The following is a 25,072-nucleotide window of genomic DNA, read 5'->3' as shown; positions in this document are numbered from 1 at the left end:
ATTTGTCTGAAAATCTTAAAAAATACTGAAAATTATAAAAAATATATTTATAATAGACTTATATGTACATAGATAGAAGGGGGATGTAAAGAATGAAAGTAGAAACACTTCCAGTTATTCAAGGGGAAAATAATTTATTAAATTACGATGAAGCATATCAAAATTTTAATTGGGAAGAAGTTAATCAAAATTTTTCTTGGCATGAAACTGGGCGAGTAAATATGGCTTATGAGACTATTGATCGACATGCCAAATCCCACCGAAAAAATAAAGTAGCATTATATTATCAAGATGGTGCGAGAAAAGAGAAATATACGTTTAAAGAAATGAAAGAACTGTCGAATAAAGCAGGAAATGTCTTGAAAAATTATGGGGATGTCGAAAAAGGCGACCGCGTCTTTATTTTTATGCCTCGTTCACCGGAATTGTATTTTACTTTACTAGGTGCAATAAAGCTTGGAGCAATCGTTGGTCCATTATTTGAAGCTTTCATGGAAGCGGCTGTATGTGACCGCTTAGTGGATAGTGAAGCAAAGGTGCTTGTGACAACACCGGAATTGTTAGAACGTATACCATTTAATGATTTACCGGCATTAAAAACGGTATTTGTTGTTGGAGAAGGTGTAGAAGATGGCGGTAAAATTGTCGCATTTAATCCGCTTTTTGAACAAGCTTCTAGTAAGCTAAAAATTGAATGGCTTGGAAGAGAAGATGGCCTCATTTTACATTATACATCTGGTTCAACAGGGAAACCAAAAGGGGTGCTGCATGTTCAAAATGCAATGGTGCAGCATTATCAAACAGCGAAATGGGTGCTGGATTTAAAAGAAGATGATGTATATTGGTGCACAGCAGATCCAGGCTGGGTAACTGGAACAGCATATGGTATTTTTGCACCTTGGTTAGTCGGAGCTTCTAACGTCGTGTTAGGAGGGCGCTTTAGCCCTGACGCTTGGTATGAAACGCTTCAAGATTACGGTGTCACCGTATGGTATAGTGCTCCAACAGCATTTCGCATGTTAATGGGTGCTGGTGAAGATACGCTGAAGAAATATGATTTATCAGATCTTCGTCATATTTTGAGTGTTGGGGAACCATTAAACCCAGAAGTAATTCGCTGGGCGATGAAAGTGTTCCATCTTCGCATTCATGATACGTGGTGGATGACGGAAACAGGTGGACAAGTTATTTGTAACTATCCTTGTATGGAAATTCGTCCGGGATCAATGGGAAAACCAATTCCAGGTGTGAAGGCAGCGATCGTTGATAATGAAGGGAATGAAGTACCGCCATACACGATGGGGAACTTAGCAATCGGAAAAGGCTGGCCGGCAATGATGCGTGCGGTTTGGAATAACACGCAAAAATATGAGTCTTATTTTATGCCAGGAGACTGGTATGTGTCAGGTGACTCTGCATATATGGATGAAGATGGATACTTTTGGTTCCAAGGGCGTATTGACGATGTTATAATGACGTCTGGTGAACGTGTTGGTCCGTTTGAAGTAGAAAGTAAATTAATTGAACATACAGCTGTTGCAGAAGCTGGTGTTATTGGAATTCCAGACCCTGTACGCGGAGAAATTATTAAAGCGTTCATCGCACTGCGCGCAGGTTATGAACCATCTGAAGAATTAAAAGAAGATATTCGTCAATTTGTGAAAAAAGGACTAGCTGCTCATGCAGCGCCGAGACAAATTGAATTCCGAGATAAATTACCGAAAACGAGAAGCGGTAAAATTATGCGCCGTGTATTAAAGGCATGGGAGTTAAACTTACCAACAGGTGACTTGTCTACGATGGAAGATTAAACAAGAAAGGTCTGAACATTCTTCGTTCAGACCTTTCTTGTTTAGCGTATAGTGAAGTTGTGTTTAAATGGTTCAGTGTTACATATAACTTATATGTAATATGTAAAATGCAGCAGATCATGCAAGAATGTTAATATAAAGAAAAGATTTCATCTTTTGGAGGGGTATTAGTGACGCAATATTATCTTTTTGTTGCCATGTCAATTTTTCTTATTATTTTGCCAGGACCTGATACAGGTTTAGTAACTCAAAATACAATACTGCATGAGAAACAAGGTGGAATGAAAACTGTTTTTGGTATTCTATGCGGTTTAAGTATTCATACGTTAGCAGCTGTCCTTGGGATTTCGGCAATTCTTGTTAAATCGGCATTTTTATTTTCTATTTTTAAGTATATTGGTGCTATTTATCTTATTTATTTAGGATGTGTCTCATTATGGTCTTTACGGAAGAAAGGAAAACAAACAGAGGATATTACAGTTGAAAATAAGTATCAAGGTGCTTCTTGCTTCAGGCAAGGTTTTCTTACCAATTTGTTAAATCCAAAAGTAGCTATTTTCTTTCTAACGTTTTTACCGCAATTTATACAGCATAATGGAAATACGTTTTTTCAACTTTTTATTATGGGAATGACATATACAGTTTTAACCTTTCTATGGTTTATACTCTATATTTATTTAATTAATGCAATTCGTACATGGATGAAAAAGCCGTCTACAGAGCGGGCTATTCAAGGGATAAGTGGTTTTGTACTTTTGGCATTTGGAATTAAATTAGCGCTGGAAAAACGACCATAGTCTCTTTTAGTAACTACTCAGTCATTCTATGAAAAAAAGGCAGAAAAGCATTTTTTTAAATGGGCGAGAGGTACTGGCTGTGCATAGGAGCGGTCAGGACCTATTTCTGCCACGTGCAATGTTTAAAACAAGGAAAGGTAGCAAGCGTTATATACATTTTTATATCGTTTTAACCGTGACGAACAGCTGAGCATAGACCTCGTTCAAGATACGTTTTTGACGTTAGAACGTAAGAAACATATGTATGAGATTGAAAAAGGAAAGGTTAAAACATATTTGTTTCAAATTGGGTATCGGCTTATGATTAATAAATTGAATCGAAGAAAGAAATGGCGTTCACTTATACCGTTTCTTGTACCGATTCAAGAGAAGGAATTTTCGCAAGAAGACCGTCTTACAGTGAGAGAGGCGATTTTGAAAGTTCCAGAAGACCAGCGAGCGGTCCTTATTCTTTTTTATTATCATGATATGCCACAAAAGGAAATCGCAGAAGTACTTGATATTCCTGTAGGAACGGTGAAATCGAGGCTTTATCATGGTATAAAGAAATTGAAGCAATTGCTGGAGGTGGATGAAATTGAACGAAAATCCCTTTGATAAAGAATATAGATTGAAACAGCATTTAGATAGTGATTATGTGGAAGTTCCTGATTTTCCACAAAAAGTGAATAGGGGAGATCGATTTTTACGCTTTCTTGCGTCTCCGGCTAAAGATCCTGTTGAAGCGACAATTGGTAATGATTTATCAGTTGCATTTCATATCTCTCTATTAGCAGGTGTTCCGCTTCTTTCTTTATTGACCATACTCATTGCCAGCTAGTAAGCATAAGAGAAAACGAGAAATTTTGGGCTGTATTTGACAGGTATATACAAATGATGTTATAAAGAAAAGTATATAAATAATCGGGCGTGGAAAGGGAACAGTAGTGATCATTTCCCTGTTTTAGAGAGCTGATGGCCGGTGGAAATCAGCACATAAATGATCGCGAATTACGACCCTAGAGCATCTTTCTTCGATTGGATTTTGTCTGAAAGGGGAAAGACGGTGATGAGCCGTTATGTGAATGAAGTGGCAGGTTTTTTACCTGTAACTAGGGTGGTAACGCGATGATTAAAATCGTCCCTTATTGAAGGGGCGATTTTTTTATGTTTTTAAATTCCGCGCACAAACGATTTTTAAAGGAGTGAATAGGGTGAACATTTTACAAGATCTTGAATTTCGTGGTCTGATTAATCAACAGACAGATGCAGAAGGTTTGAAAGAACTATTAGAGAAAGAAAGTGTGAAATTATACTGTGGTTTTGACCCGACAGCTGACAGTTTACATATTGGTCATATGCTGCCAATTTTAATATTACGTCGTTTTCAACAAGCTGGGCATCAGCCAATCGCACTTGTTGGCGGAGCTACAGGTTTAATTGGTGACCCAAGTGGTAAGAAGGCAGAACGTACATTAAATGAAAAAGAAACAGTTGCCTTTTTCAGTGAGCGTATTAAAGAGCAGCTTTCTAGCTTCCTAGACTTCAATAAAGAAGGAAACCCAGCAACAATCGCAAACAACTACGATTGGATTGGTTCTTTAGATTTAATTACATTCTTACGCGATATCGGTAAAAACTTTGGTTTAAACTACATGTTAGCGAAAGATACAGTTGCATCTCGTTTAGAAACAGGTATTTCATTTACTGAGTTTAGCTACATGATTTTACAATCATACGATTTCTTAAACTTATACCAAACGCACGGTTGCAGATTACAAATTGGTGGTAGTGATCAATGGGGCAACATTACAGCTGGTTTAGAATTAATTCGTAAATCAGAAGAAGATGCGAAAGCGTTCGGTTTAACTGTACCGCTTGTAACAAAATCTGACGGTACGAAGTTTGGTAAAACAGAAGGCGGTGCGGTTTGGTTAGACCCAGAAAAAACAACGCCGTACGAGTTCTACCAATTCTGGATTAACACAGACGATCGCGATGTTGTGAAATACTTAAAATACTTCACATTCTTATCTCATGAAGAGATTCTTGAGTTAGAAAAACAAGTTGCAGAAGCACCTGAAAAGCGTGAAGCACAAAAAGCATTAGCTTATGAAATGACAAAACTTGTTCACGGCGCTCTAGCATTAGAGCAAGCGATTAAAATTTCAGCAGCATTATTTAGCGGCTCTGTTGCAGAATTAACAGCAGCAGAAATCGAGCAAGGCTTTAAAGATGTACCATCTGTAGAGCGTAGTGTAGAAGATGCATTGTTAGTGGATGTACTTGTAGAAAGTAAAATTTCACCATCAAAACGTCAAGCGCGCGAAGATATTACAAATGGTGCGGTTTATGTAAATGGTGAGCGTACACAAGAGTTAGACTACATGGTAACAGAAAAAGACCGCATTGAAGGTAAATTTACAATCATTCGTCGCGGTAAGAAAAAATATTTCTTAATTCGTTACTAAAATGCCAAAAGCGTAAGAATCCTTACGCTTTTTGTATTTTAAGGGAGAGGAGTTAATGTTATGGATATTCAAGAAATTTTAGGAGAGTATGTATTAAATCCAGAGAAGTTAATAAAATTTGGGGGAATTATTCTTAAAATTGTTCTTATTTTAATAGTGGCAAAAGTGATTATTCGCGTCGCTTCTGTAGGAATTGAACAAATATTTAAGATGAGCAGCAAAGCGCCTGTACGTACGAATGAAAGACGTGAAGCAACATTAACGAAGCTTTGTCAAAATATAATTCATTATGTAGTATACTTCATGGTTGTTATGACGATTTTAGAAACAGTAGGAATCGATATTAAAGCGCTTCTTGCTGGGGTGAGTGTTGCCGGTTTAGCAATTGGTTTTGGGGCACAAAACTTAGTAAAAGATATTGTAACAGGATTCTTTATTATTTTTGAAGATCAATTTTCAGTTGGCGATAAAGTGAAAATTAATGATATTGACGGTATCATTGAAGAAGTAGGGCTTCGTACAACGCAGCTTGTTGCAGAAGATGGGGAGATTTATTTCATTGCAAACAGTTCAATTATAAAAGTTGCGAACTACTCTTTAGGTGAAAAACGTAAAGAAATAGCGTAAGAATATATATATTAAGAAAACGACATAAAAACGCCCGAGCATCTGGCTGCGCATAGAAACGGTCAGGGCCTTGTCCTACCACATGCAAGGTTTAAAACAAAAGGAGCAAGCAAGTAGCGGTCATGGTATATTTTCCGTAGTGGCGATTTATATGTTGAAAAATTAAAATGGATATATAGAAATAAACAAAGGACTTCGGTGTAATAATACCGAAGTCTTTTGTTTGAAAATTTTCCGTATGTTCACTTCAAGTTCATAACAAGCATGTATGCTGTAAACATCATAAGTGATAGAAAAGAGGGAGTTATCTATATGTCACTAGAAGCATTAATTATTTTTTCACTGTTAAATGCAGGACAACTAGCAGAAAACGAAAAAAGTCACTTACAAAAAAATTATAGTGAACAACATGTTTATGTGGAGAAACAAGAAGAGAATAAAGCGATGAATATAAAGTTGATTAAACATTAACATAATTTGGATAAAAATAGAATATTCAGTTTTTGGACTTCTGAAAAAGAAGATAATTCCTACTATAATAGGAAACTATCTTCTTTTTGTTTTTAAAGGACTTTTTCAGTGTCCTCATTATGTGCGGTATTTTTCATTTATTTTTATATCGCTTTATTAGTGTTTAAAATTTGCAAATTACCTCTAGAGTTTTAAATGTAGATGGATTATTTGCTCTAGATGCATATATATGTGGACTTTCTAACTTAGATAGTTTGAATATTTCACCGTGTTTAAAGTTTATAAAATCCTTCATGTCCTCCATCAATTTTGTATGATCAACTTCATCGAATACTTCGTTTAAAAAAGTAACTAATATATGCGGAGGTGTTAATCTGTTAGTTCTACATATGTATGCGTTATAGTCAAAAGCAGCAATTTCAAATTCATCTGGAAGGTTGTATAAGGATACAGATGTAATTTCCTCATTATTTTCAATAGATGTATATAATTTTTTTTCAATTCTTTTTATAGGTGAAATCTTGCTACTTTTAATAGACACTGCAGATGCCCCCATATAATTTGGTGTTAAATTATATGAGGTAGTAAAATCAACAATATAATTATAGAAATCCAACCATTTTTTAGAATCTGAAGAATCAATCTCTCCATATAACACAATAGATGTTGTTAGTCGTTCATTCATTAGTTATCCTATCCTTTACTATTTTTTTGGTGGTAATATAAATATATCTCCAGCTCTATCTTTTAAGAGTCTTTGATTATCTTTCATCCTCTCTAGCAAATCCTCCACGTTATCTGTTTTACTTGGAACCTCATATTGATCAATTTTTCCGTCCTTTCTGACTACCATTATATCGGGTCTTCTATTAGGTTTAATTCCTGGTATTTCATTTGATAGTCCTTTATTTAAATAAACCTTAGTTATATCATCGCGTTTGGCTAATTCTTCAGCTTTATCTACCATCACTTCCTAATTAGTAAGCTTTTTGTTCAGTATATGTTTATTTATTACATTGGAAGGTGTAGAAGAAGATACACTCGCTAAATCGAGAAATGATAGCTTTAATGGTGTATTAGAATTGAAAAGAGGTTCTAGCATTAGAGCAAATAAAACAGTATAAAATGGTTTAGATAAATGAAGAAATCCGGCTCTTGTGAGTCGGATTTTCTTTTTTACATTTAAGGTAAAATTGTCTTGTTAATTTCTAAAATCATGAATAGATAGGAATTAATTCTCGTTTAAAATCTTCATACATATCTAAAGCAATTTTAAAATTTTTTTCTAAGCTGTCATAATCGCTAAATAGTACTGGCTTAATTCTAGTATCTGGAGAAATTAAAAGTCTTGAATATAGACTCCATGGGCTACCTAATCTTAGTTCATCATTATGATAGACTACCCAAGTAAAATCCAGAACGTTTACTTTAATACCAATATTAAAATAAAATAAAATTTCTTTTTTATCACCTATTTCTCCAACTTTTAAAAACTTTTCTTTCTTATCATAAACTGATTTATAACCTAGCTTTTCAAGTATTTGTTGAATTTCTTCAATATTGGGATTAGGAATGATTTCTTCGGCATCATAATTTTCTCTTGAAAAAGAAGAAAGCTTTGTGTATCTATTAACAAAGTCAATTTTTTTTAGTGCGGTTTCTATTTCAGGTTTTAATTTTAAGCTCATAATTATTCCTCCCTAAATCTAATCTCAATATCATATTTTTCTTTTGCTAGTTTTATATATTCATCCATTTCTCCAAAATTTTTATTAGATGCTGGAACCTCTAAAATGTATTTTCCTTCTAGTAATTCCCCTCCTTAAAAAGTAAATAATACCAATTTAAGGAGAAAACTGTAAAAAACAAGTGTTAATCGTACATAAACGCATTATTGAAGAAATACTTCTCCAGTTTTTTATTTAAGAAGAACTAATTGTTGATGATCTGTAAGTTTATTAAAGTAAATTTTTAAGCGTTTTAAAAGGTATTAATATACCTCAAAGCGAACTTATCCACATTTTTAATGAAGGGGTAAAATATATTAGACAACCCGCCAAATGAGGAAACAAAGTTGGAAATGGTTGAGTTTTTCATGAAAACGTCAATTCCTCATGTATTGGCTGCTGAAAAAGAGGAGACCGGGGCTAAAAAGAAAGCGGTAAAAACGATGGAGAAATGACCTTCATCATAGAATGAAAATACTTTTTAGAGGTAAAGAGTACGGCATAACTCGCATTGATGATTTTGAAGGATATAAACAAGATTTAACTATATATGCTTATACAATTAATTAAGCAGGGAGGACTATCCAAAGTTGTACTTACCTTTTTCAGTGGGGGTATGCTCAAAGTTGAGCTGTCCCCGTTTTTGGCTAAGTGGGTTTGAACCACCGGGTTATTAGTAATAGAACAAGAACAGTAATAAGAAAAAAAGGGCTATCTTCCTGGTGGGAAGTCGCCCCTTATTTAAAACACAACAATTGGCGTATTTTATCAAGAATCTATAGTTGTTTTAATATTTCGAATTTCCCTTGTTTATCCACGGTAAACATGACATTATTATTACGACGATCATCCATTTCTTCTGATATTTCATTAGTGCTGGAATAGATGGTCTTAACTGCTATGTTATAAATACCCTCTGTTAACACGTGGCTCTTTTCGAAATCATCCATAATATTTTGAGCATTGGGAACAGTTTCACTATTTTTGTAGGTATTGTAATAGTAACTAAAATTGATGACTCCTATATAATTAGCATGATCTCTAGGTGTACTATCTTTTAACGTTTTCATTATGTTGTCAGTGTTTATTTTTTGATCACGTTTGAAATTTTCAATTAATTCCTTTTCTTGTTGTTCATCTATATTTATATGTAAATAGTAATAGAAATTTTGTTTCCCTTTGCCATATTCGGTAGGAGATTCACTTAATAAGTTATACTTTTTTATCATCTTATCGGATTGTTTCAAAACATCAGGATGCTGTTCAACATAAGCCCCTTTGAATATTTCTAGAAAAACATCATCGCTTTCATTTTTAACTACTTCATAATGGGAGTCACTGTTTACAATTAAATAAGCAACAGTGTGGTATGGTTTTTTTATTTCCACGTAAGTGTTATGATCAGAAACTCCAAACGCACTATCAGCAGAAAGAATTTTAAATTCCCCATTCTTTATCCCGTAGTTTTCGGACAAATAATCTTCTATTGGTTTTTCAAATAGTTTTGTGTCTGTAGAGCAACCATTTAATAGGAATAGTGGTATGCTCAGTAATAAGATAAAAACAGTTATTTTTAGTTTCCTCATTCTTCCCCCTCCTAAAACTACATTTTACCATTTTTTAAAACAATAGGTTGCACTCACATAAAGAAACAAGGGGCTCTCTATCTATTATGAGAGGTTTCTACTTATTTAAATCACAACAATTGTTGTGTTAACATCAATTTGATGTAGGTATGGTTGTCCGCTGTGGACAATTATTATTGTATTTACACTTACCTATTTCTATACACACGCCAGCCTTGTTTATTTGTATTGTGGCCCCAAATTGGCCCCAATTACATGCTTTTTTATGCCTTATATTGCATTATTAAATAAAATAAAAAAAGCCCAGAATCCTTGAATTAACAAGGTTTCTAAGGCTTTTAATACTACTCTTTGCAGAGCATCGAGATTAACGAGAGTAGAACTCTACGATTAACGCTTCGTTGATTTCAGCAGCTAACTCAGCGCGCTCTGGTAAGCGAGTGAAAGTAGCTTCTAATTTGTCAGCATCGAAAGTTAAGTACTCAGGTACGAAGTTGTTAACTTCAACTGCTTCTTTAACAACAGCTAAGTTCTGAGATTTTTCGCGAAGGCTGATTGCTTGACCTGGTTTAACGCGGTAAGATGGGATATCTACGCGAGCGCCATCTACCATGATGTGACCGTGGTTTACTAATTGACGAGCAGCGCGACGAGTGCGAGCTAAGCCCATGCGGTAAACTAGGTTGTCAAGGCGAGCTTCAAGAAGGATCATGAAGTTTTCACCGTGTTTACCCATCATTTTACCAGCTTGGTCAAATGTGCGACGGAATTGACGCTCAGTCATGCCGTACATGTGACGAAGTTTTTGTTTTTCTTGTAATTGTAAACCGTATTCAGAAAGTTTCTTACGTTGGTTAGGACCGTGTGGACCTGGTGCGTAAGGGCGTTTTTCTAATTCTTTACCTGTGCCGCTTAGAGAGATTCCAAGACGACGAGAAAGTTTCCAAGATGGACCTGTATAACGAGCCATGAATGACTCCTCCTTTAAATGTTTTTATTTTTGTAAAATAAAAACAGACGTAATTGACATTTATGCGTATTTCATTTTCATGTATCCTCGCTCCAGCAGCAGGGAGTTACACGATACACCTCATCGTGAGGAACAAAATACAAACAATAAACTCATATTACAAAGCTGCCTTTTTATTTTACACAAAGGCTATTATATCTGTTTATTAGGAGGGAGTCAAGAACATCAAATTTCATTTTATACATTCAAATTTTGGAAAAATGCAAGAAGGAATTTTGTAAATGCTCATGGAAAGGATAGCAACAGATAGAAAACGCTTACATAAGATGAGATATAAGGGGGATGTTTGTATGAAAAAGAAACATATCGAAACGACGTTAATTCATCATGGGTATGATGCCACGCAGCATAAAGGAAGTTTAACACCGCCGTTATTTCAAACATCTACGTATACATTTGAAACAGCGCAGCAAGGAGAAGCAAGCTTTGCAGGGTATGATTCAGCTTATATTTATTCTAGACTTGGAAATCCGACAGTTGAGTTATTTGAGGAAAGAATGGCAGCATTAGAAGGAGGGGAAGCAGCACTGGCATTTGGCTCTGGTATGGCAGCAATTTCGGGAACACTTTTAGCTTTTTTAAAAGCGGGAGATCATATTGTTTGTTCGAATGGTCTATACGGTTGTACGTATGGCTTTTTAGAAGTGTTAGAAGAGAAATTTGCAATTACGCATACATTATGCGAAATGGAGACAGCAGAGGAAATTAAATATAGTATTCAGCCGAATACGAAAATCATTTTTGTAGAAACACCGATTAATCCAACGATGAAATTAATTGATTTAGAACTTGTTGTTAAAGTAGCGAAGCAGCATGGATTGCTCGTTATTGTTGATAATACATTTTGTTCACCATACTTGCAAAGACCGCTGACATTAGGCTGCGATGTTGTGTTGCATAGTGCGACAAAATATATTGGTGGTCATGGCGATGTAGTAGCGGGTGTTACAATTTGTAAAACGAAAGATATTGCTGAAAAAATTCGTCCGATTCGTAAAGATGTAGGCGGGATAATGGCACCGTTTGATGCATGGTTACTTTTACGAGGTTTAAAAACATTAGCAGTGCGGATGGATCGCCACTCTGAAAATGCGGAAAAAATTGCTGCTTTTCTCCGAAATCATGAACTAGTGGAAGATGTTTGGTATCCGGAAGGGTTGCTTGCAAATAAACAAATGAAGCGCGGAGGCGGTGTGTTGTCATTTACAGTAAAAGGCGGAAAAGAAGAGGCGCAAGCTGTAATGGATAACTTGAAATTAATTGCCATTGCAGTGAGTCTTGGTGATACAGAAACGTTAATTCAGCACCCAGCAACGATGACACATGCGGTGATTCCAAAACATGTTCGTGAGCAAATGGGGATTTCTGATAACTTATTACGCTTATCTGCAGGGCTTGAGTCCTGGGAAGATATTGTAGGTGACTTAGCTCAGGCACTACAAAAAGAAAAAACAGCTTTATCGTAAGAAGACCGCTGTCTACAATATATCGGTGCTTCGACACAATATAAAGTGAAACTTCCATCAGTGACGCCTTTCCCACTGATGGAAAGCTCTCACCAATCGGGCTTTTACGGGAAGTTTTCTTCCCTGCTCTTCTGCAGTTTTTACTTCCCGTTAATGCGGGATAAAGACCTCTCAACGATGTTCGACACCGCAAGTGCATTAAGAAGGAGCTGACCTTAAGGTCAGCTCCTTTGCATTATATATGTTTCAATAAAATATCGACAAATTCTTCTAAATATGTTTGATCGATTTCATCAAAGCGTCCTTTGTTTGGGCTATCGATGTCTAATACGCCGATGACTTCATTGTTTTTGATTAGCGGTATAACAATTTCTGAATTAGAGGCTGCATCGCAGGCGATATGTCCAGGGAACTTGTGAATATCAGCGACAAGCTGTGTTGTTTTCGTTTCTGCTGCCACTCCGCATACACCACGGCCAAATGGAATACGAACACAAGCTGGTAATCCTTGAAATGGCCCAAGTACAAGCTGATTTCCTTCTGTTACATAAAAACCTACCCAGTTAATATCTTGCAAAAACACATTGAGTAAAGCGGATGCATTTGCTAAGTTAGCTACTACATTTGACTCACCTGTTAATAGAGCATCGAGTTGTTTGATTACTGCCTTGTATTGCTCCTCGCGTGTACCAGTAAAATTTTCTGCTGTGAACATGGAAACGCCGCCCTTTCTGTAGGTAAATGTAAAATTATTGCAAAATAAGCGATAATTCGCAAGACTTTGTCGATAGAAAAATAAAGGAATTTGTCTTAAAAGTCAAGAAATTTACATCAAGTTCAATTAATCGTGTTTTTACTGCCCACAAATAGCGGGAGGAGTGAGTGTATGACACAGGCAAGACAGAAGATTATCGATGCGGCAATTTCATTATTTTATGCAAAAGGCTATAATGGTACATCAGTGCGTGATATAGCAAAACAAGCAGATGTCAATGTTGCAAATATTTCCTATTATTTCTCTGGAAAACAAGGGTTGCTGGAACAGTTGGTATCAGACTTTTTAGAGGGCTACTTACGTATTGTTGAAATGACATTTGAACAGCGAAATTTTTTGTCTGCAAAAGAAGTTTTATTTCAGATGGTGAGAAACATTTTACAATATCAATTTGAGAGAAGAGAACTTACTCGATTTTTCTACAGGGAACTTTCGTTAGATAGCACGTTAATTCGCGAAATCATGACGATCTACTTTTCAAAAGAGAGATACTATATAGAGCAACTTATTAGACAAGAGCAAGAAAAGAAAGAATTTCAAAATGTATCATTCACGATGTTTATGACGCAGTTAAAGGGAATGATCAGTATGCCGTATTTATATCCGCAATATATATCAGAAGTGCTGCATTCTTTTCCGTCAGAAGTCTTTTTTATTGAAATGTATATGAAGGAAGTAGAGCAGTGGATGGAGCAAACGCTTTGTATAAGGCATTTACAATATCCTCTGCCGAGAGTGGCGTATGTATAAAGAAAACAAAAAACGTAAAACAGCTTGTTGCCAATATGTATGGGAATAAGCTGTTTTTATTTGCTTTTTATGAAATGGTATCTTTCTTTTCGAACTCTTATATGGTGGTATAACTATCATATAATCACAATGGTTTTTGCATAGAAATAATATACAGTCTTTTAGTGATTATAAATTTGGGCTAACGGTGTGTATGGAATCGACTTAGAAGCGGTAAATTCTTTCATGAAATTTTTCGAAAAACTAGGCCAAAAACATATAATTACATGGTATGATTAATACATTGCGAGTTGTTAAATATAGGGGATTTCCCTTTTCTTACATAAAGCCTTCCATTTTAAAAAACGGAACGGACAAAAAACAGATAAATAGGAGGCATTTTGAATGGATTCAATCTTAACGATCGTTATCATCATCGTAAGTGCTATCTTGCTCTTCCTCATCGTAGAACTTGTGATGAGAAATCGTTTATATAAAGATATCGAAGCGCTAGGACAATGGAAGAAAGAAATTAAGGATAAACCTGTAGCGGATGAACTGAAACGAGTGAAAGAGTTAAAGATGACCGGACAAACAGAAGAGCTATTTGGAAAATGGCGCAATGAATGGGATGAAATTGTTGCGAATACTCTTCCGAAAGCAGAAAAAGACTTAGAAAGCGCTCAGAAATTTGCCGCGCAATTTTCCTTCCGAAAAGCTAAACATTCAATGAATGAATCCGTTAGCGGTTTAGATGAGGCAGATCATCGAATTACAGAAATTTTAAATGAACTGCAAGAATTGTTGGAAAGCTATGAGAAAAACAATTCAGAAATTGAGCAGTTGCGTGATACATATCGCAATTTGAAAAAGGGTGTGCTTGCTCATCGTCATATGTTTGGCGCAGCCGAGAAGAAGATTGAAGGACAGCTTGATGCAGAGTCAAAGAAATTTCAAACGTTTGATGAAGCAACACAAAATGGAGATTACTTAAAAGCGCGTGAAATTGTAGTGAGTTTAGAAGAAGGACTAGCACATTTGGAAGTAATTGTGCATGAAATACCAGAGCTATTAGTAGAATGCCAAGCGACATTACCAGTACAATTAGAAGATCTATCACAAGGTCACGATGATATGAAAAAACAAGGCTATGTATTAAATCATTTGGAAATCCCAAAAGAAGTAAGAGAGATGAACAAACAACTGCAAACGTGCCTTGCCGATTTAGAATCTTTACACGTAGTAGAAGCAAAAGAAAAAATAGAAGTGTTAAAAGAGCAACTTGATACATTATATGAACAGTTAGAGCTAGAAGTAAGAGCTAAACATTATGTGGAACAGCAGACGGTAACTGTATACGAAGATTTAGGGATTATTCGAGAACAAGCACTGGAAACGAAAGCAGAAACACAATTTGTGAAACAAAGTTATCAATTACAGGATAAAGATATCGAGTCTCAAAAAGTGGTTGAAAAACAGATGCACATTTTAATGAAACGTTTTGATGTGTTGCAACTTCGTATTGCAGAGCAAGATATCGCATTTTCTGTCATTCGAGAAGAGTTAGAAGAAATTTATGAGCAATGTGAAACATTAAAAGTACTTCATGCTGAGTACCAAGACATGTTGCAAACGATGCGTAAAGAAGAATTTGAAGCGCGTGAGGCATTAAAGGAAATGCGTCATACGATGGCGGAATCAAAGCGCATGATGCAAAAGTCGAATTTACCTGGGTTGCCAAATCGTATCGTGGCTGATCTGCAAAACGGACAGCAGGCGATGCAAAGTGTGTATGAACAATTAGAATTAAAGCCGCTTGATATGGGGGCGGTGAATCGTACACTAGAAGAAGCGGTAGCTGTTGTAAATGGTGTTCACGAAGCAACACAAGAGTTAATTGAACAAGCATATTTAGTAGAGAAATTAATTCAGTATGGTAATCGTTATCGCAGTCATGATGATATGTTGGCGAAAAGTTTAGATAACGCTGAGCATCTGTTCCGTGAATATGAATATGATGCAGCGCTAGAACAAGCAGCTTCTGTATTAGAGCAAATTGAACCAGGTATTGTGCAGAAGATTGCTGAATTTGTTGACTTAGAACAAACTCCTTAATTGATTAAGGGGTTTGTTTTTTGTGCAAATAACTTTTGTATGCATTATGGTGTAATATTGCTATAATGAATAGCGGAATATGGAGCATTTTTTCATTAAAAGCAGAAAAGCATACTTCCGCTCTAATGACGGAAACTATGAGTAAGCTTAGCGGAAATACATGAGTGTATGATATGATTATCCCGCTACGAAGGTCTTTCTCGTAAAGTAAAGGAGTTTCACTTTATAGGATTTCGATATCGGTGAAAGGGGAATAACAATGATTTACTTTGATAATAGTGCGACGACAAAGCCGTACCCGGAAGCCTTGCAATCTTATGTGACAGTTGCAGGAAAATATTTTGGAAATCCTTCTTCTATTCATTCCCTTGGAGGAGAATCAGAGCGTTTATTAACGCAATCACGTACGATTGCAGCTCAGCTTCTTCGCGTAAAGCCTTCAGAAATTGTCTTTACGTCTGGAGGAACAGAAGGAAATAACCTTGCAATTAAGGGGATTGCGATGAGAAATCGCTCCCGTGGTAAGCATATGATTACAACAAACATTGAACACGCTTCTGTGTTTGAAGCATATAAGCAGCTAGAAAATCTTGGTTTTGACGTTACATATTTGCCGGTAAATGAAAATGGTGTTGTATCAGTAGAAGATGTGAAACGTGCTCTTCGAGATGATACCATTCTTGTTTCGATGATTCACGTCAATAACGAAACAGGCGCGGTTCAGCCGGTTGATGAAGTTGGGAAGTTATTAACGAACTATCCGAAAGTACGATTCCACGTTGATCATGTGCAAGGAATTGGAAAAGTCCCGCTTGATTTGTATGAAAGTCATATTGATCTTTGCACAATTTCGGGGCATAAGTTCCATAGTGTAAAAGGAACAGGACTTCTCTATGTTCGTGATGGTGTAAGACTCGATCCAGTTTTATCGGGTGGTGGACAAGAGTTGCGTTACCGTTCTGGTACAGAAAACTTACCAGGAATTGTTGCGATGATCAAAGCTTTGCGAATGACTTTAGAAAAACAGTCCGAAAATACGGGGCATCTTCGCGAGTTAAAGGAAGAACTGATTCGCATGTTTAAAGGTATGAAGGATGTTACAATTAATACACCGAAAGAACAGACGGCACCACATATTCTAAACGTATCATTTGTCGGATTAAAGCCAGAAATTGTTGTGCATGCTTTGGAAGAACGTGGTGTGTATGTATCAACAAAATCTGCTTGTTCTTCAAGAGCAAACGAAGTAAGCCATGTTTTACTAGCGATGGGCTTGCCGCATGCGGTAGCAGAAAGTGCGATTCGTATTAGTTTAACTGCGGAAAATACGATAGAAGAAGTAAAACAATTCGAAGGAATTATAAAAGAAACATTGCCAAAATTATATGAAGTGATGAGGTAAGGAAAGATGATGACATACGAGTATATTTTAGTTCGCTACGGCGAAATGACAACAAAAGGAAAGAACCGTTCGAAGTTTGTAAGTACATTAAAAGATAATGTAAAACATAAATTAAAAAAATTTCCAAACTTAAAAATTGATGCGACGCATGACCGCATGTATATTCAGTTAAATGGTGAAGATCATGAAGCGGTTGCGGATAAATTAAAAGACGTGTTTGGTATTCATAAGTTTAACTTAGCAATGAAAGTGCCAACAGATTTAGAAGAAATTAAAAAAGGAGCCCTTGCTGCTTTTCTGCAAGTAAGTCGTGACGTAAAAACATTTAAAATTACAGTTCACCGTTCTTACAAGCATTTCCCGATGCAAACGATGGAGCTACTTCCAAAAATTGGTGGATATATTTTACAAAATACAGAGGATATTACCGTAGATGTTCATAATCCAGATGTAAATGTCCGCGTCGAAATTCGAAGCGGTTATAGCTATATTATGTGTGATGAGCGCATGGGAGCTGGCGGCCTTCCAGTTGGTGTTGGTGGAAAAGTAATGCTTCTTCTTTCTGGTGGCATTGATAGCCCGGTTGCAGCTTACTTAGCAATGAAGCGCGGCGTATCAGTGGAAGCTGTTCATTTTCATAGTCCCCCGTTTACAAGTGAGCGTGCTAAGCAGAAAGTAATCGACTTAGCACAGGAGCTAACGAAGTATTGTAAACGTGTGACACTTCACCTTGTTCCGTTTACAGAAGTGCAAAAGACAATTAATAAAGAAATTCCATCTAGCTATTCAATGACAATTATGCGCCGTATGATGATGCGTATTGCAGAGCGAATTGCAGAAGAGCGTAACGCACTTGCTCTTACGACAGGGGAAAGCCTTGGACAAGTAGCGAGTCAAACGTTAGATAGTATGCACACGATTAACGAAGTGACAAATTATCCAATTATCCGTCCGCTTATTGCGATGGATAAACTAGAAATTATAAAAATTGCTAACGAAATCGGTACGTACGACATTTCTATTCGTCCGTACGAAGATTGCTGTACAGTCTTTACACCAGCAAGTCCGACAACAAAACCGAAGCGTGAAAAAGCGAATAAATTTGAATCATACTATGATTTTACACCGCTTATTGAATCAGCTGTTGCAAATACAGAAAAGATGGTATTACAAACAGTAGAAGTAGCAGAAGAAGAACAATTCGAAGATTTATTTTAAAACCATAAATTACCATTAAAAGATATGTATGAAGCCATATAGTTTATCACACTCTATACTCACAAGGAGGTGATACTATATGGCAAACACAAACAAATTAGCAGTTTTTGGAGCAGAAGCAGCTTTAGATCAAATGAAATACGAAATCGCTCAAGAGTTTGGTGTACAACTTGGAGCTGATACAACATCTCGTGCTAACGGATCTGTTGGTGGAGAAATCACAAAACGTTTAGTTGCAATGGCTGAACAACAATTAGGCGGTTTTCAACGCTAACAACCATATATAGTGGCTTAGAAAGAGTGGGATTTCCCGCTCTTTCTTTTTGTTGTTTTATGTCAAAAAATAAGAGAAAACATCTACTATTGTAGCCAATTGGTCAAAATATAAACAAATTTGTCAAAAGAAGAGGGTTTAAAATTTACAGAAAATTCTATATTATTAAAGGGAGGATGGACAGAATAAAGGGGGAAGAGTATGAACCGGGAAGAGCTATTAGCGCCGCCGATGTATAATTTAGTCGAAGAGATGGAGCGTTATGCACATGAGCCAAATAGACTTGCACTTATTTGGCAAGATGATCAAGGGAATAAAAGAGAAGTCACATACAGGGAATTGTTACAAGGTGCGAATAAAATTGGAAACGCTTTTATAAATAGCGGTCTGCAAAAAGGGGACAAGCTTCTTATTATGATGCCGCGTCTTATTGAAACATATATGACGTATATTGCCGCAATAAAAGCGGGATTTGTCGTGATTCCAAGTTCAGAAATGCTGCGCAAAAAAGATATTGAATATCGAATCGAACACGGAGAAGTAAAAGCGATTGTAAGTTATGAACCGTATATAGGACAATTCGACGGAATCGAAGCTGTGCATTCCCTTCATAAGTTTGTATTAAGCGAAAAACCGCTAGAAGGCTGGAATAATATACAGGAAGCACTTCATACAGAGAGTGCTGTATTAGAAATAGCAGAAACAAAGTGTGATGATATGGTTTTCTTATCGTATACATCTGGAACAACAGGCAATCCAAAGGGTGTCGTACATACGCATGCTTGGGCGTATGCTCATCTTCGTACGAGCGCTGCGAATTGGTTAGCAATTGAAGAGAATGATGTTGTATGGGCAACAGCAAGTCCAGGGTGGCAAAAGTGGGTGTGGAGTCCGTTTCTTGCGACGCTCGGTTCAGGTGCAACGGGATTTGTGTATCACGGGAAATTTGATCCAGAAACATATTTACAGTTATTAAGTGATAACAAAGTAAATGTACTGTGCTGTACGCCGACTGAATATCGTTTAATGGCGAAAGTGGAGACCTTACAGCAATATGACCTCTCTTCTTTGCATAGTGCGGTTTCAGCAGGAGAACCATTGAACAGAGAAGTTATTGATACATTTCGAAAGTATTTTCAAGTAATGGTTCGTGATGGATATGGGCAAACGGAAAATACATTACTTGTTGGCGTATTAAAAGGAATGGACATCAAACCTGGTTCGATGGGGAAACCAACGCCAGGCAATCAAGTTGAGATCGTGGATGAGGACGGTAATCCAGTTCTTCCGGGAGAAGTAGGGGATATTGCCGTACATGTGAAAACACCGGCATTATTTAAACAGTACTATAAAGACCAAGAGCGCACGGCTATGCAATTTCGCGGCGATTATTACATTACAGGTGACCAGGCCAAAAAGGATGAAGATGGCTACTTTTGGTTTGAAGGGCGCGGCGACGATATTATAATTAGCTCTGGCTATACAATCGGACCATTCGAAGTGGAAGATGCACTGGTCAAACATCCGTATGTCAGAGAATGTGCAGTTGTGGCAAGTCCAGATGAAATACGAGGAAATATCGTAAAAGCCTTTATCGTGTTAAAAGAAAATATCGATGAGCAAGACAGCACGTTAATTCCGCTCTTACAAGAACATGTGAAAGAATTAACGGCGCCTTATAAATACCCGCGTAAAATTGAATTTGTGAAAGAACTGCCAAAAACGATTTCCGGTAAAATTCGCCGCGTAGAGCTGCGAAAACGTGAAATGGAGTTGGCCTCCAAGTAATATAACACACTTTACTCTGCCCGATTCTATTCAAATAGAATTGGGTTTTTTGTTTAATCGGAGGGAGTGTTTTATAATGTTATTATAAGAAAATTGAGATAATAAGAAATAATGTTTTGGAGGGAGAAAATGTACGGTGTAATTGCTTTGTTCGATGAAACAACAGAAAAAGAACTACATGCAGTATGGAATGAGTTGTGTGGAAGCGGGATTTCTTATTATTCTAAAGAAGCTCCTAATAGAAGACCTCATATTACAATTGCTAGTTATCAAAACATTGAGCCAGAATCTTTTATAGAAGACATGAATCAAGTTTTACAAGAGACGAGTAGCATTCCTATAACACTAGGCACATTAGGAACATTTTTAGCATCTCAGACAGTGTTTTTATCTCCTGTACCTACAAAAACATTATTGGATTTTCATCACAATTTCCATGAGAAAATGAAAAAATATAGCGACAATCCATCTTCATTATATCTTCCAGGAAATTGGATTCCGCATTGTACAATTGCTAATCACTTAACGGAAGAAAAGTTTCATGAAGCGTTTCAATATTGTACAAACAGAATAGAGAAAGTAGATGCAGTTATTAATGAAATTGCGCTTATTAAAGTTGAATATAAAAATAAAAAATGTGTGGATGCACCGATTATTTTTTCAAAAAGGTTAACCGGTGTCACAAACAGTGTTCATAGCTAATAAAAAAGGGGGAGAAAAAATGGGAGAACTTTGGCACGGCGGAAACATTTATACGATGGAAGAAGAAGGAGGAGGAGTCGAAGCTGTTTACGTAGAGAACGGTAAAATTATTGTCGCTGGAGGGAAAGAAGAACTAGAAGAACAGTATCAGCCGAAACAGTTCGTCAATTTAGAAGGGAAAACAATGCTTCCTGGTCTTGTCGATAGTCATATGCATCTTATCGGACACGGAGAACGATTGCTTCGCCTAGATTTATCAGCATGCACATCTTATGAGGAAGTGCTAAACCTTGTTGCTGAGCGAGTGAACAGGGCGAAGCAAGGAGAATGGATTATTGGCGAGGGCTGGAATGAAAATAATTTTACAGATCGAAAAGATGTACATAAACGGGATTTAGATGATTTATCACTTCATCATCCTATTCTATTGAAACGTGTTTGCCGTCATGTAACGTTGGTGAACTCTTATATTCTTGAGAAAGCTGAGATTATGCAAGGTAGAGAAGACCCAAAAGGCGGAGAGATTGGCCGTGATCAACATGGTGAATTCACAGGTTTATTGTATGAACAAGCGCAGGATTTAATCGCTCCTATTCAACCGGAAATCGATGCAGTTTATTTAACGAAGGCACTGCAAACAGCAATTCAAGATTGTTGGCAATACGGACTAGTTGGCGGTCATACAGAAGACTTAAACTACTATGGTGGTTTTCAAAAAACATACAATGCCTTTACGGAAGTCGTTCGAAATTTGTCGTTTAAAGCGCATCTTCTTGTTCATCATGAAGTAGCACACGAACGTAAGCAATATGAGAATACACATTATATTGAGTTTGGGGCAATGAAAATTTTTTCAGACGGTTCCTTTGGTGGTCGAACAGCGCTACTTAGTGAAGCATACGAAGATGCAAAGGAAACGAATGGCGTTGCGATTTTTTCTCGCGAAGAGCTTGCGGAACTCGTCAAACAAGCAAGAGAATTCCATATGCCTGTTGCTATTCATACAATTGGTGATCTATCGCTTGAATATGTAATTGATGCGCTTGAAATGCATCCGCCAAAAGAAGGACAGCGTGACCGTATTATTCATTGTCAGCTTGCGCGTGAAGCATTAATCCAGCGCATGAAGAAGCTCCCAGTGATTTTAGATATTCAGCCTGTCTTCGTTTCTTCTGACTTTCCATCTGTTATTGAAAAACTAGGAGGGCACCGGCTTCGGTATGCATATGCATGGAAAACACTCCTCTCTGCTGGTTTACACTGCGCAGGCGGTTCGGATGCACCAATCGAGCATGTGAATCCACTTTTAGGAATATACAGCGCCGTAACAAGAAAGAGCTTTGTGGATGGAAACTGTTACATGCCAGAAGAAAGATTAACAGTATTTGAAGCAGTTTCACTGTTCACAACAGGAAGCGCATATGCAATCGGAAAAGAAGAAAGCCGCGGTAAAATTGCAGCGGGATATGAAGCGGATTTTACGATATTAGATAGAGATATATTTAACGTACAGGAAGAGGAAATAAAAGAGATAGACGTTATGATGACGGTTGTGGATGGGGAGATTGTGTATAAGAAATAAAAGGCGGCACATGCCGCCTTTTATTTCTTATCCCGTTATTCGTGGGCGGAGAAGAGCAGGGAAGAAAACTGCTGGCATGCGCCCGATTGGTTCAACTAATAATAATCAGTGGGGGATGAAAACCCCCCCACTGATTAAAGTTTCACTTTATAAAAACGTTCTTTGTACTTTTTCCCAGAACGAATTGTTTTTTAGTTTCACTGTTTTGATTTGTTTATCGCTTAAACGAACAACTGCTTTTTCCACTTGCTTAATGCTAAGTGCTTCATTATCCATACCCATAACAGGATAATCTTTGTCGTTATGAGTTAATTTTAATGTTAACGTACGATCGTTGCTTAAGATGAACGGAGAACCAAGGGTACGGTACGTATTGTTATTTAAAGAAGCAAGCTCACTTACTTGGAAACATGGAATTAATGGATCTACGACAGCGCCGCTTAGTGACTTATTATATGCAGTGCTTCCTGTTGGGGTAGAAACGACTAAGCCATCCCCTCTGAATGTTTCAAAATATAAATCATCGATGTACACATCTAACACAAATGTTTTAATTACGCTAGAGCGCAGTGAAAATTCATTTAGGCAATAAAAAGATGTGTCATGATCGACAGTTACTTGAATGGTTGGATATCTTCTTACTTCAATTTCATTTTTTGTGATTTCTTGAAGGGCGCTATCGACATGGTCGATGTGGAAGTCACAGTAAAAGGAAATATCATCTGTTGCCGAAACCCCTGCGTATAAGCAATCATCACGAAATCCTGTTTTTCTAACAGCCTGCAAAAATGTCCCGTCGTCGCCAACACTAACGATAGCGTTTGCGTTCTTTGGATGGTCTAGTATTGTAAATCCGTTTTCCTTTAAAATGTCGTATACTGGTGTCATTTTTTCGATAAGCGTTGATTTGTCATCACCGTAAAAGAAAAATAAATTGCGACGATCTTCCATTTTGTATCCCTCCATGCAGTAAATAATATGTTCAAATATTATATTTCGATAAAAATATGAAAAATCCTTTTGTTTTTAGAAAAATCTATATTTTCAAGTTCGTTTAATTTTTTCATATCGTGTCGATAATGGATACGAAATGAAAGGATGGTACGATGAAGTGGCTTGTGATTGGAATTGGAATTCTTATTTTATTTGTCTTACTTATTTTGTTATCGAAATTATCGTTGAAAATTAGTTTGTTATATACAGAAACAGAAAAGCAATGTTTGCTTCAAATAAAAATTTGGATGTTTCATTATACGTTTGATGTGCTAGAACGGATTGAAAAGCAGCAAAGGAAAACAAGTCAAAAAATAGAAAAAGCAGGAGAGGAAGGCGGAACTGAGGATAAATTGGTGGCAGCGCTTGACAGTGTAGCTGAGATTATAAAAAGGCTGCAAGAAATCCATACTATGTTTAAAGATTTTCTTCAAAAAGTGAAAATCAACAATTGGAGATGGTATTCGCAAATTGGAACAGGTGATGCAGCGAGTACTGGAGTTATTACAGGCTATGTATGGTCGGCAAAAGGAATCATTGTTGGCGTTGCCGGTCAATATGTAGAAATTATTGGTGCGCCGCAGCTTGAAATTACTCCAATCTTTCAAGGGAAAACTGTGGCATCACATTGTGAATTAACGGCTTCGTTTCGCATATATCGAGCAGTTAGGATGGCAATTCGGTTGTTTATATTTCTGAAGAAGCAAGGAGTTATTCAGGCAGATCATGCGATGCAGCAATAAAGTGAAACTTTAATCAGTGGGGATTTTTTTCATCCCCACTGATTATTAGTTGAACCAATCGGGCTTTTACGGGCAGTTTTCTTCCCTGCTCTTCTCAAGCCTTTACTGCCCGTTAATAGCGGGATAAATATAGGGGGGATTATATGGAACATCCAATTCAAGGATTAATGACAACAGCGATGCAGCATTTAAATCATATGATTGATGTGAATACAATTATTGGTGATCCAATTCAGTCACCTGATGGAAGTGTTATCTTAACGGTTTCTAAAGTAAGCTTTGGCTTTGCGGCAGGTGGCAGTGAATTTGGGAAGTTGGAAAATAATAATCATCATCCATTTGGCGGCGGGAGCAGCGGCGGTGTTTCTATTAATCCGATTGCTTTTCTTGTTGTAAATAGTGAAGGTGTGAAAGTGCTTCATTTAGATAAACAGACGCACATACTTGATAAAATAGTGGAATTAGCACCGCAAGCAGTTGATAAAGTGAAAGAAATGATGAACAAACAAAAAGATGAACAGCCGGAGTATGAAATATAGAAAATGAAATGTACCTTTTGTAAAAGACGTTAAAAAATGATGCTATATGAAGAAGATGATTTCTGCATTAACAGAAATCATCTTCTTTAGATTTATCCCGCTATTTGTGGGCAGTAATACTCCCGCCTCAAAATTCAGCGGAAGCATTGTCCAGCTCCAGCGGCTAGAATCTCCGGTCGTTTCGCCCCCTCGGACGAGGCAAAAAGCGCCTCTCTGTCAGGGGCGTGGGCGTCCTGCGATTCTGAGC

General features: G+C 36.9%; 25 protein-coding genes, 1 pseudogene and 1 other annotated feature. Of the genes and pseudogenes, 19 read left to right on the top strand and 7 right to left on the bottom strand.

All coding sequences use genetic code 11. The features are described 5' to 3' along the window. Window positions 1-92: 92 nt before the first annotated feature. From acsA to BM211_RS21565, 7 genes and pseudogenes are all read left to right on the top strand, one after another. Window positions 93-1,811: an acetate--CoA ligase gene (gene acsA, locus BM211_RS21595; RefSeq protein WP_035435741.1), complete on the top strand. Its 1,719-nt coding sequence runs from the start codon at window positions 93-95 to the stop codon at window positions 1,809-1,811. Window positions 1,812-2,008: 197 nt separating this feature from the next. Continuing rightward, entirely contained in the window at window positions 2,009-2,608 is a 600-nt protein-coding gene (locus BM211_RS21590; RefSeq protein ID WP_035436351.1) for a LysE family translocator, read from the top strand. A gap of 144 nt (window positions 2,609-2,752) precedes the next feature. Continuing rightward, window positions 2,753-3,205, top strand: a pseudogene (locus tag BM211_RS21585) (RNA polymerase sigma factor); the annotation flags it as partial. Next, window positions 3,186-3,428, top strand: coding sequence for a hypothetical protein (locus BM211_RS21580; RefSeq protein WP_035435734.1), 243 nt, complete (start codon window positions 3,186-3,188; stop codon window positions 3,426-3,428). The pseudogene BM211_RS21585 and the gene BM211_RS21580, both read left to right, overlap by 20 nt. An 81-nt stretch (window positions 3,429-3,509) precedes the next feature. Then, window positions 3,510-3,736: a binding site (T-box leader), on the top strand. A gap of 65 nt (window positions 3,737-3,801) precedes the next feature. Then, window positions 3,802-5,058 carry a tyrosine--tRNA ligase gene (gene tyrS / locus BM211_RS21575; protein WP_090999500.1) on the top strand — a complete coding sequence of 419 codons (1,257 nt, stop codon included), beginning with the start codon at window positions 3,802-3,804 and terminating at the stop codon, window positions 5,056-5,058. 60 nt (window positions 5,059-5,118) lie between these two features. Continuing rightward, entirely contained in the window at window positions 5,119-5,685 is a 567-nt protein-coding gene (locus tag BM211_RS21570) for a mechanosensitive ion channel family protein (protein ID WP_090999498.1), read from the top strand. Between the two features lie 312 nt (window positions 5,686-5,997). Beyond that, the gene (locus BM211_RS21565; protein WP_035435728.1) at window positions 5,998-6,156 is read left to right on the top strand and encodes a hypothetical protein; all 159 of its coding nucleotides are present in this window, start codon (window positions 5,998-6,000) and stop codon (window positions 6,154-6,156) included. 163 nt (window positions 6,157-6,319) lie between these two features. Here the strand turns inward: BM211_RS21565 and BM211_RS21560 are convergent, their stop codons facing one another. The 5 genes from BM211_RS21560 to rpsD all read right to left on the bottom strand — a co-directional run bounded on the left by BM211_RS21560 (window position 6,320) and on the right by rpsD (window position 10,439). After that, entirely contained in the window at window positions 6,320-6,841 is a 522-nt protein-coding gene (locus tag BM211_RS21560; RefSeq protein ID WP_035435726.1) for a hypothetical protein, read from the bottom strand. 18 nt (window positions 6,842-6,859) lie between these two features. Further along, window positions 6,860-7,126: a hypothetical protein gene (locus tag BM211_RS21555; RefSeq protein WP_141771682.1), complete on the bottom strand. Its 267-nt coding sequence runs from the start codon at window positions 7,124-7,126 to the stop codon at window positions 6,860-6,862. Between the two features lie 244 nt (window positions 7,127-7,370). After that, on the bottom strand, window positions 7,371-7,844 hold the full coding sequence (locus BM211_RS21550) for a hypothetical protein (protein ID WP_090999496.1): 474 nt from the start codon (window positions 7,842-7,844) through the stop codon (window positions 7,371-7,373). A gap of 815 nt (window positions 7,845-8,659) precedes the next feature. Further along, window positions 8,660-9,469 (bottom strand): hypothetical protein, encoded by an 810-nt coding sequence (locus BM211_RS21540; RefSeq protein ID WP_035435720.1) that lies wholly within the window; start codon window positions 9,467-9,469, stop codon window positions 8,660-8,662. A 367-nt stretch (window positions 9,470-9,836) separates the two neighbouring features. Next, complete coding sequence (gene rpsD, locus BM211_RS21535; RefSeq protein WP_035435719.1) at window positions 9,837-10,439, bottom strand: 30S ribosomal protein S4; 603 nt, start codon at window positions 10,437-10,439, stop codon at window positions 9,837-9,839. A 350-nt stretch (window positions 10,440-10,789) separates the two neighbouring features. Between rpsD and megL the strand changes: the two genes are divergently transcribed. Further along, entirely contained in the window at window positions 10,790-11,965 is a 1,176-nt protein-coding gene (gene megL, locus BM211_RS21525) for a methionine gamma-lyase (protein WP_035435716.1), read from the top strand. A gap of 235 nt (window positions 11,966-12,200) precedes the next feature. Here the strand turns inward: megL and BM211_RS21520 are convergent, their stop codons facing one another. Further along, window positions 12,201-12,680 carry a GAF domain-containing protein gene (locus BM211_RS21520; RefSeq protein ID WP_090999494.1) on the bottom strand — a complete coding sequence of 160 codons (480 nt, stop codon included), beginning with the start codon at window positions 12,678-12,680 and terminating at the stop codon, window positions 12,201-12,203. 171 nt (window positions 12,681-12,851) lie between these two features. On the opposite strand from BM211_RS21520, the gene refZ reads away from it, so the two are divergent. The 8 genes from refZ (at window position 12,852) to BM211_RS21480 (ending at window position 22,550) form a co-directional block, all read left to right on the top strand. Next, window positions 12,852-13,490, top strand: a complete 639-nt coding sequence (gene refZ, locus BM211_RS21515; protein WP_090999492.1) for a forespore capture DNA-binding protein RefZ — start codon at window positions 12,852-12,854, stop codon at window positions 13,488-13,490. A gap of 384 nt (window positions 13,491-13,874) precedes the next feature. Next, window positions 13,875-15,584 (top strand): septation ring formation regulator EzrA, encoded by a 1,710-nt coding sequence (ezrA, locus tag BM211_RS21510; RefSeq protein ID WP_035435710.1) that lies wholly within the window; start codon window positions 13,875-13,877, stop codon window positions 15,582-15,584. 259 nt (window positions 15,585-15,843) lie between these two features. Then, a complete protein-coding gene (locus tag BM211_RS21505; protein WP_035435708.1) occupies window positions 15,844-16,986 on the top strand; it encodes a cysteine desulfurase family protein in 1,143 nt (380 codons plus the stop codon). 6 nt (window positions 16,987-16,992) lie between these two features. Further along, complete coding sequence (gene thiI, locus BM211_RS21500; protein ID WP_090999490.1) at window positions 16,993-18,204, top strand: tRNA uracil 4-sulfurtransferase ThiI; 1,212 nt, start codon at window positions 16,993-16,995, stop codon at window positions 18,202-18,204. 79 nt (window positions 18,205-18,283) lie between these two features. Then, window positions 18,284-18,478 carry an alpha/beta-type small acid-soluble spore protein gene (locus tag BM211_RS21495; RefSeq protein ID WP_090999487.1) on the top strand — a complete coding sequence of 65 codons (195 nt, stop codon included), beginning with the start codon at window positions 18,284-18,286 and terminating at the stop codon, window positions 18,476-18,478. 201 nt (window positions 18,479-18,679) lie between these two features. Further along, complete coding sequence (gene mbcS / locus BM211_RS21490; RefSeq protein WP_090999485.1) at window positions 18,680-20,266, top strand: acyl-CoA synthetase MbcS; 1,587 nt, start codon at window positions 18,680-18,682, stop codon at window positions 20,264-20,266. Between the two features lie 129 nt (window positions 20,267-20,395). Then, window positions 20,396-20,968: a 2'-5' RNA ligase family protein gene (locus BM211_RS21485; protein ID WP_177206981.1), complete on the top strand. Its 573-nt coding sequence runs from the start codon at window positions 20,396-20,398 to the stop codon at window positions 20,966-20,968. A gap of 19 nt (window positions 20,969-20,987) precedes the next feature. Then, a complete protein-coding gene (locus tag BM211_RS21480; protein WP_090999481.1) occupies window positions 20,988-22,550 on the top strand; it encodes an amidohydrolase in 1,563 nt (520 codons plus the stop codon). Between the two features lie 147 nt (window positions 22,551-22,697). Here BM211_RS21480 and BM211_RS21475 read toward each other — a convergent pair whose 3' ends face one another. After that, complete coding sequence (locus tag BM211_RS21475) at window positions 22,698-23,501, bottom strand: NAD kinase (protein ID WP_035435700.1); 804 nt, start codon at window positions 23,499-23,501, stop codon at window positions 22,698-22,700. A gap of 155 nt (window positions 23,502-23,656) precedes the next feature. Here BM211_RS21475 and BM211_RS21470 point away from each other — a divergent pair, with 155 nt between their 5' ends. The 3 genes from BM211_RS21470 to BM211_RS26850 form a co-directional block, all read left to right on the top strand. Then, window positions 23,657-24,286, top strand: a complete 630-nt coding sequence (locus tag BM211_RS21470; RefSeq protein WP_035435699.1) for a DUF2953 domain-containing protein — start codon at window positions 23,657-23,659, stop codon at window positions 24,284-24,286. A 143-nt stretch (window positions 24,287-24,429) separates the two neighbouring features. Beyond that, entirely contained in the window at window positions 24,430-24,825 is a 396-nt protein-coding gene (ytfJ, locus tag BM211_RS21465) for a GerW family sporulation protein (RefSeq protein WP_090999478.1), read from the top strand. Window positions 24,826-24,871: 46 nt separating this feature from the next. Then, window positions 24,872-25,072: hypothetical protein (locus BM211_RS26850; RefSeq protein WP_305728500.1), on the top strand; the 201-nt coding region annotated here is incomplete at its 3' end.

Source organism: Bacillus sp. 491mf (assembly GCF_900112415.1).
Taxonomy (GTDB): Bacteria; Bacillota; Bacilli; order Bacillales; family Bacillaceae_G; genus Bacillus_A.
Note: the sequence above shows the minus strand (reverse complement) of the source record. Positions and strands in the feature narration are given on the sequence as shown.

Excerpts from the sequence above, each read along its gene's own strand:
- acsA (WP_035435741.1), top strand. The coding sequence starts at position 93 with ATGAAAGTAGAAACACTTCCAGTTATTCAAGGGGAAAATAATTTATTA.
- BM211_RS21590 (WP_035436351.1), top strand. The coding sequence starts at position 2,009 with ATGTCAATTTTTCTTATTATTTTGCCAGGACCTGATACAGGTTTAGTA.
- BM211_RS21570 (WP_090999498.1), top strand. The coding sequence starts at position 5,119 with ATGGATATTCAAGAAATTTTAGGAGAGTATGTATTAAATCCAGAGAAG.
- BM211_RS21565 (WP_035435728.1), top strand. The coding sequence starts at position 5,998 with ATGTCACTAGAAGCATTAATTATTTTTTCACTGTTAAATGCAGGACAA.
- BM211_RS21560 (WP_035435726.1), bottom strand. The coding sequence starts at position 6,841 with ATGAATGAACGACTAACAACATCTATTGTGTTATATGGAGAGATTGAT.
- BM211_RS21550 (WP_090999496.1), bottom strand. The coding sequence starts at position 7,844 with ATGAGCTTAAAATTAAAACCTGAAATAGAAACCGCACTAAAAAAAATT.
- BM211_RS21540 (WP_035435720.1), bottom strand. The coding sequence starts at position 9,469 with ATGAGGAAACTAAAAATAACTGTTTTTATCTTATTACTGAGCATACCA.
- rpsD (WP_035435719.1), bottom strand. The coding sequence starts at position 10,439 with ATGGCTCGTTATACAGGTCCATCTTGGAAACTTTCTCGTCGTCTTGGA.
- megL (WP_035435716.1), top strand. The coding sequence starts at position 10,790 with ATGAAAAAGAAACATATCGAAACGACGTTAATTCATCATGGGTATGAT.
- BM211_RS21520 (WP_090999494.1), bottom strand. The coding sequence starts at position 12,680 with ATGTTCACAGCAGAAAATTTTACTGGTACACGCGAGGAGCAATACAAG.
- refZ (WP_090999492.1), top strand. The coding sequence starts at position 12,852 with ATGACACAGGCAAGACAGAAGATTATCGATGCGGCAATTTCATTATTT.
- ezrA (WP_035435710.1), top strand. The coding sequence starts at position 13,875 with ATGGATTCAATCTTAACGATCGTTATCATCATCGTAAGTGCTATCTTG.
- BM211_RS21505 (WP_035435708.1), top strand. The coding sequence starts at position 15,844 with ATGATTTACTTTGATAATAGTGCGACGACAAAGCCGTACCCGGAAGCC.
- thiI (WP_090999490.1), top strand. The coding sequence starts at position 16,993 with ATGATGACATACGAGTATATTTTAGTTCGCTACGGCGAAATGACAACA.
- BM211_RS21495 (WP_090999487.1), top strand. The coding sequence starts at position 18,284 with ATGGCAAACACAAACAAATTAGCAGTTTTTGGAGCAGAAGCAGCTTTA.
- mbcS (WP_090999485.1), top strand. The coding sequence starts at position 18,680 with ATGAACCGGGAAGAGCTATTAGCGCCGCCGATGTATAATTTAGTCGAA.
- BM211_RS21485 (WP_177206981.1), top strand. The coding sequence starts at position 20,396 with ATGTACGGTGTAATTGCTTTGTTCGATGAAACAACAGAAAAAGAACTA.
- BM211_RS21480 (WP_090999481.1), top strand. The coding sequence starts at position 20,988 with ATGGGAGAACTTTGGCACGGCGGAAACATTTATACGATGGAAGAAGAA.
- BM211_RS21475 (WP_035435700.1), bottom strand. The coding sequence starts at position 23,501 with ATGGAAGATCGTCGCAATTTATTTTTCTTTTACGGTGATGACAAATCA.
- BM211_RS21470 (WP_035435699.1), top strand. The coding sequence starts at position 23,657 with ATGAAGTGGCTTGTGATTGGAATTGGAATTCTTATTTTATTTGTCTTA.
- ytfJ (WP_090999478.1), top strand. The coding sequence starts at position 24,430 with ATGGAACATCCAATTCAAGGATTAATGACAACAGCGATGCAGCATTTA.